Source organism: Microcoleus sp. Pol17C6 (genome assembly GCF_036701145.1).
In the GTDB taxonomy this organism is placed as follows: Bacteria; Cyanobacteriota; Cyanobacteriia; order Cyanobacteriales; family Microcoleaceae; genus Microcoleus.
This window is the reverse complement of record NZ_JAUBQH010000072.1, coordinates 22,448-28,845: the sequence shown is the minus strand read 5'-3', so window position 1 is coordinate 28,845 and position 6,398 is coordinate 22,448. Positions and strand designations below refer to the sequence as shown.

Sequence of the window (6,398 nt, the reverse complement as noted above, 5' to 3'; positions counted from 1 at the left end):
TTTTGAGCTAACATTCTCATGAAACTCATGCTCGATCGAACCCTCAATCGATTTATGAATGATTTGCGATCGCTATAGAATAAGAGTGATTGAACCGCAGAGGGCGCAGAGGGCGCAGAGAGAGAAGGAACAGGGCACAAAAAGAGAGGGAAGAGAAAGAGAACTTTATCTGGTTTAATACGAATTGGTATAGACAACGCACTTTTAGTTTATTGCAAAATGGATTCTATTCAACTTACAGGAATTCGCTGTTACGGATATACGGGCTATCTGCCGGAAGAGCAAGTTTTGGGCCAGTGGTTTGAAGTGGATGTTACTCTCTGGCTGGATTTATCGCAAGCTGGAAAAAGTGATGATATTCAACATACTCTTGATTACCGCAGCGCAATTACTCTGATTCAAAAGCTAGTCAAAGACTCGAAATTTTTATTAATCGAACGCCTAGCAGATACTATTGTTCAAGCGCTTTTAGAACTACCGTTAGTCGAAAAAGTTAAACTACAACTCTCGAAACCTGCTGCCCCCATCCCTGATTTTGGGGGTAGAATTACTCTAGAAATTACTAGAAGTCATTAGTTCTTAGTCCTTAGTCCTTAGTCCTTAGTCCTTAGTCATCAGTCTTTAATCTGCATTAGTTTGTCGCTAATGACTGATGACTAATGACTGATGACTATTGATGAATTACCACTTCAGCAAGTTAAATTCTTCCATGTCTACGGTATTGCGGTTGCGATAAATCGCCAAAACAATTGCCAAACCTACGGCAGCCTCAGCCGCCGCTACCGTAACTACAAACACGGTAAATACTTGGCCCTTAATTTGTACAGGGTCGAGATAATTGGAGAAACCCATCAAATTGAGATTGACAGCATTCAGCATCAACTCGATCGACATCAACACGCGCACTGCATTTCTGCTGGTAATCAAACCGTAAATACCAATACAGAAAAGAGCGGCGGCTAATAACAGGAAATACTGGAGTTGCAGTTGCATAAATTTTGCGATTTTGTCTCAATCTAAAGTTACTACAAAACTAACACTATGGTGCGCTTAGCGCACCATAATATTACTTAGATTCGGGCGAAGACACATCTCCGGCAGAAACTAATTCGCGAGGTCTTTCCGGTAAACTCAAAGCGGGTGTTTCGGATAGCTTCTTTGACAGTTCATCCGGGAAGAAATCGCGGCGCGCCAACACAATTGCTCCCACCATGGCCATCAACAAAAACACTGATGCTAACTCGAAAGGCAGCAAAAAGTCGGTGAAGAAATGTTTGGCGATAGTGACGATCGAACTTTCGGCAGGTGCTCCCGTCGTCGCGACAATAGCCCAAGGAGTAGACACCACCATCGTACCCAACAGTGCAAACAAGCCTACGCAAACTACTGCTGTTGCTATTTGACGCACCCAAGCGTTGGGAATTGTGCGGAAATCTTCTCGCTTGTTTACTAGCATGATGGCAAACAAAATCAAGACGTTAACAGCGCCAACATAAATCAATACCTGCGCTGCTGCTACAAAGTCTGCATTCAGCAACAGGTACAAGCCGGCAATGCTGGTAAATACGCCGCACAGCAAAAATGCCGAGTAAACGATGTTGGAGAACAGCACTACTCCTAATGCTCCTGCAATCATCATTACCGACAGTATTCCAAATGAAACAATTTGAACCCCTTCAGCTAGATTCACAATTTTTTATCCTCAATTATTAGTTTTCTATTGTTCGTTTTTACTCATTAGTTAGCAGTCATTAATAATTGGTTATTTCACTAATGACTGATGACTGCTGACTAATGAGTAATTACTTACTTTTCGATAATTTCCTCTGGACGCAGACCGGCGCGGCGATCGGTGTAGGAAACTTCATGAGGGTCGATCGCACCTTTCGGCAAATAAGCGAATTCCCGCATCGGTGTCACCATCGGATCGTCTGTAACCTTGTAGGGTAAACGTCCGAGGGCCACGTTGTCAAAATTCAATTCGTGACGTTCGTAGGTGGCCAACTCATACTCTTCTGTCATCGACAAACAATTAGTCGGACAATATTCTACGCAGTTGCCGCAGAAGATACACACTCCGAAATCGATACTGTAGTGCTTGAGTTGCTTCTTCTTAGTTTCTTTGTTAAATTCCCAATCCACTACAGGTAAGTTGATCGGACACACCCGAACACATACTTCGCAGGAGATGCACTTGTCAAATTCAAAGTGAATTCGACCCCGGAAACGTTCCGAAGGAATTAGTTTCTCGTAAGGATACTGCACCGTAATCGGCCGCCGTCTCATGTGGTCAAAAGTAACAGATAGCCCTTGACCGATATACTTAGCAGCTTGAAGAGTCTCTTTGGCGTATTCGCCTACTTGATTGAGGAATTTTAGCATGGTGTTCTCTCTCTGTACTTGAGTTTTTGGTGATTGATAATTAATAATAGGTAATTGGTTAACAGCTATTTTTGTTTAGCTGTTGGCCTTTACCTATTATTAATTAACCGCCAAAAGCAAAGGGAAAGGCAAGTTTCAAAGCTGCGGTCAATAGCAAATTAACTAGAGCAACGGGAAGTAAAAACTTCCATCCCAAATCTAGCAATTGGTCGATCCGAACTCGCGGCAGAGTCCAGCGGAGCAGAACTGCCAGAAACAGGAAAAAGTAGGCTTTCAGCATCGTCATTGTAATGCCCAGCAAGCCGGTAATTACCTGCAACCAAGGAGTCGTTTCGCTCAATCCCAGGGCATTTGTCAGCACTTCGACAGGAATCGGGCATTCCCAACCGCCGAGGTACAAAACTGCTACTAGCAGGCAAGAAAGGACGAGGTTAACGTAGGAAGCGATATAGTACAAAGCAAATTTCATGCCTGTGTACTCAGTCTGATATCCTGCTACCAATTCTTCTTCTGCTTCCGGGAGGTCAAAGGGCAAGCGTTCGCATTCTGCTAGTGCTGCAATCCAGAAAATCAGGAAACCTGCGGGTTGCCGCCAGATATTCCAGCCGAGAATGCCGTAGCCGGCTTGCTGGTGTACGATGTCGATCGTACTGAGGCTATTGGACATCATCACGACTGCCAATACTGCCAAAGCTAGGGGAATTTCGTAGCTGAGGGATTGAGCGGCTGCTCTGAGTCCGCCGAGGAGGGCGTATTTGTTGTTTGAAGCATAGCCGGACATCAGCAAGCCGATCGGCTGAATGCTAGACAGGGCAATCCACAGAAATATCGCTGTCCCCATATCGGCGATCAGCATATGCTCTCCGAAGGGCACGATTAAGTAGGAGAGAAAAACTGGAATCACCACAATTACCGGGCCTAGGGTAAATAGCAGCGCGTCAGCTTTCGCCGGTACAATGTCTTCTTTGAATACCAACTTCAGACCGTCAGCAACGGGTGCTAAAACTCCCAGAGGGCCGATGAATTCCGGGCCTACCCGCTGTTGAGCGGCGGCGGAAATTTTCCGTTCCAGCCAGACGCTAGTGAGTACCCCGAAAACGGCAGCGACAATCATCAGCAACATTGGCAGCGGTAGCCAAAGCACTTGGGCGATGTCCGCCGGTAAGCCCAAATTCATGAGGGCTTCTACGAAACTTCCTTGTAAGTCAATTCCTGGGTTCATTTGTCCAGCTTTTGAGCGATCAGCATATAATTTTTCACCCGTCCTTTGTAGGAGTAGGCTTAGAAATCGTGGTCTTTGTAAAGATTTTTAATGCTTTACCGCCTAATAGTATATCGCCCGACAGGCTCCAAGAACGCACAGACAGGGTGAAGTTCTAATTATATGAGCCTGCAGCGTAGCTAATGGATGGGTAATTTATGTATTTTTACTTAGCCGATCGAGCTGATCGATTTTAGATTTTAGGTTTTAGGTTTTAGATTGAATGCCAAACAAAAGGGCCAAGAGTTAACTCTTGGCCCTTTTAATGCTGTAAAGTGGCTTTCAAATGGCTTAAACCATTGATTTTACGCTACTTTTTTTATGGAACTGGGCAGAATCGAACTGCCGTCCAAAGCGGGTATTTACCTTCCGATCGTTCACAGGTTTATCCCCTCTGATCCTCGGGGCGGGAACCATCTTTATCCCAAATGGGGGGATTTTCTAGTGATTGCTTTCCTAGCTAGCCGACTAGAAACGTTTAGCTAGGGCATCCGTTGGGGGTTGTTATGCTACCTTTAACGGAGTGAGGTGGCATACACTCTAAACCGAGCTCAAGAAGTTTTTAGGCTACAGCTACGGCTTTGCGAGCGAAAGGAACGATGTTGTTCGCATTTACTATTTTTTTTGAGCCGATATTAACGAGAGTAGACTCCCTCTCGACCTGCATCACGGAGCAGCTTTCGCCACCCTGTCGAAACCATTACAGCCCCTCGTGTGTTCTTTTATCATAGACAATATTTCGTGTGGCGTCAAGTCAAGGGATTTTAGATTTTGGATTTTGGATTTTCGATTGGGGATTAAAGAAACCGGGTTTTTTGCGGTTTTTGTCGGCTTTAACGAAGTCTTGGAGCAAAAACCCGGTTTCTGACCACCCCTGCGTAATTCCTAATTAATGCAAGTTTTCGTCCCAGACGCCGATGTAAATCCGATCGCGCTCGTTGCGTTCGATCATCCCTTCGAGCGAACCCTTCCTGAACGTAAACCGATTACTCCGGCGCTGCTGCACGTCGCCCAAGCCTTGCAAAATCTCCCGGCTGGCGCCGCCCACCATCCCGTTTAAGGCGGTTCGCACCACCAAATCGTCCACCGACTGGGCAAAAGAACCCTCTGTTTGTACTAGCTCGCCCGAATCGCGATCGTAAATGTAGCCGAGAGTAATCCGATTTGGCAATATTTCATAGAGTGCAGTGCGAGTATTTGGCCAATAGCCCCGCGCTTGAGAGTCAGTCGGTTCTCCCAAGTCGGATAAAATCTGACTTTCCGGCGTACCAACCGCATAGCCAGGGATTGTGGGAGTCTTCTGATAACTGGTTTCCGGTTGTTCGCTGGGTGCGGGCGATCGATCTGGCGGCAACTCTTTGTCAACAAGTTTTTCCGTTGGTGTGGGTTCGACAGCCTCCGGAGAAGGCGCTGGTGTTGGCGCTGGGGCTGGTGTTGGAGTTTCAGCAGCAGGCGCTGGAGTTTCAACAGCGGGCGCTGGAGTTTCAACAGCGGGCGCTGGAGTTTCAGCAGCAGGTGGCGGAGTTTCTCTGGGAGTCGGCGAGAAAGGCGTTGGTGTCGGCGCGGGAATTGGTGCGGGGTTCACGCGCGCGTCTGGATCGGCGGGGGTCGAAGTGCGATCGTCCTGGGCTACCGGTGCGGGTTCCGAAGACGGCCGGTTGAGGAAAACCCTAGCAATCCCGACTAAACCTGCAACAATAAGTGCGATCGCCACGAACCCCAAAATCCACCAAACCTTGCGGTTGCCTTCCCCAGAAGACACCACAGCAGGCGCTGTTCTGGAACCCGCAGGCGACTGAGGCCCGTGTCCCGGAATCACGGCCACCGTCGGCCCGGTGCTCGGCGACGCTGCACCAGGAGGCTGCCCCTGCAGCAGCGACAGCCACTCATCGACGCTAGCAGGGCGATTTTGAGCTTCTACCGTCATCCCCCGCATCACCGCAGAACTGACAGCCGCACTTAGCTGAGGCTGCAAGTCGCGGGGTGAAGGCATCGGTTGGCTGGTGCGTAAAATTGCAGCCACCGGCACCTGTCCTGTGAGCAAAGTATAAAGCGTCGCCGCCAGACCGTAAACATCTGTGGCGGGCGTATATTTTCCTTGGGCGAAATACTGTTCTGGCGGTGCATAGCCGTCGGACACCATATTAGTGTGAGATTGAGTTGCACCCAGAGTAAACTCGCGGGCAATCCCAAAATCGATCAGCACAACTTCTTGGGTGTTTTGGCGTAGGAGAATGTTTTGCGGCTTGATATCTCGGTGCAGCAAACCCTTTTGATGAACAACTTTTAAAGCAGCGCCAATTTGAGTTATGTAGAGAATAGCGAGTTCTTCTGGCAGCGGTCGATTTGGCAGCACGACATCGCCCAAATTCTGACCGGCTATGTAGTCCATCACCATGTAAGGCTGCCCGTCTTCCACAAAGAAATCGCTGACGCGGACAATATTCGGATGAACGCAGGAAGCTAATCGCCTCGCTTCGTCTTGAAACTTGCGATCGAACTCAGCAAAATTGGGTTGCTGTCGCAGAGATTCGTTGAGGGTTTTAATGACTACAGGCTGTCCTAAATAGCGGTGATTTGCCCTGAAGGTTATTCCAAAGCCGCCTCTTCCCAATTCTTGTTCTAGGGTGTACTTTCCACCCTGTAAAGTTTTGCCGATTAGCGCATCCATAGGTTCAGCCGATCGCGTACCAGATAATATGGCTGATTATTGCACGTATGGTCGGCTCTCCTCACCACTCCAAAGAGCGATCGC

The 6,398-nt window shown here is 47.9% G+C and carries 6 protein-coding genes and 1 other RNA gene; 1 reads left to right on the top strand and 6 read right to left on the bottom strand.

Annotation, left to right across the window (positions count from 1 at the left end; genetic code table 11):
• Positions 1-219: 219 nt before the first annotated feature.
• Positions 220-576: a dihydroneopterin aldolase gene (folB, locus tag QUA25_RS25180; protein ID WP_333042049.1), complete on the top strand. Its 357-nt coding sequence runs from the start codon at positions 220-222 to the stop codon at positions 574-576.
• Between the two features lie 105 nt (positions 577-681).
• On the opposite strand, the gene nuoK is transcribed toward folB, so the two are convergent.
• From nuoK to QUA25_RS25150, 6 genes are all read right to left on the bottom strand, one after another.
• Complete coding sequence (nuoK, locus tag QUA25_RS25175) at positions 682-987, bottom strand: NADH-quinone oxidoreductase subunit NuoK (protein WP_228042566.1); 306 nt, start codon at positions 985-987, stop codon at positions 682-684.
• A gap of 79 nt (positions 988-1,066) precedes the next feature.
• The gene (locus tag QUA25_RS25170; RefSeq protein WP_333042048.1) at positions 1,067-1,690 is read right to left on the bottom strand and encodes an NADH-quinone oxidoreductase subunit J; all 624 of its coding nucleotides are present in this window, start codon (positions 1,688-1,690) and stop codon (positions 1,067-1,069) included.
• Between the two features lie 116 nt (positions 1,691-1,806).
• Positions 1,807-2,382: an NAD(P)H-quinone oxidoreductase subunit I gene (gene ndhI, locus QUA25_RS25165; protein ID WP_333042046.1), complete on the bottom strand. Its 576-nt coding sequence runs from the start codon at positions 2,380-2,382 to the stop codon at positions 1,807-1,809.
• A 103-nt stretch (positions 2,383-2,485) separates the two neighbouring features.
• Positions 2,486-3,604: an NADH-quinone oxidoreductase subunit NuoH gene (gene nuoH, locus QUA25_RS25160; RefSeq protein WP_333042045.1), complete on the bottom strand. Its 1,119-nt coding sequence runs from the start codon at positions 3,602-3,604 to the stop codon at positions 2,486-2,488.
• Between the two features lie 358 nt (positions 3,605-3,962).
• Positions 3,963-4,353, bottom strand: a transfer-messenger RNA (tmRNA) gene (gene ssrA, locus QUA25_RS25155).
• A 179-nt stretch (positions 4,354-4,532) separates the two neighbouring features.
• The gene (locus tag QUA25_RS25150; RefSeq protein WP_333042044.1) at positions 4,533-6,314 is read right to left on the bottom strand and encodes a serine/threonine-protein kinase; all 1,782 of its coding nucleotides are present in this window, start codon (positions 6,312-6,314) and stop codon (positions 4,533-4,535) included.
• Positions 6,315-6,398 lie beyond the last annotated feature (84 nt).

Coding starts and splice junctions, on each gene's coding strand:
- nuoH (WP_333042045.1), bottom strand. CDS start 3,604: ATGAACCCAGGAATTGACTTACAAGGAAGTTTCGTAGAAGCCCTCATG.
- QUA25_RS25150 (WP_333042044.1), bottom strand. CDS start 6,314: ATGGATGCGCTAATCGGCAAAACTTTACAGGGTGGAAAGTACACCCTA.
- folB (WP_333042049.1), top strand. CDS start 220: ATGGATTCTATTCAACTTACAGGAATTCGCTGTTACGGATATACGGGC.
- ndhI (WP_333042046.1), bottom strand. CDS start 2,382: ATGCTAAAATTCCTCAATCAAGTAGGCGAATACGCCAAAGAGACTCTT.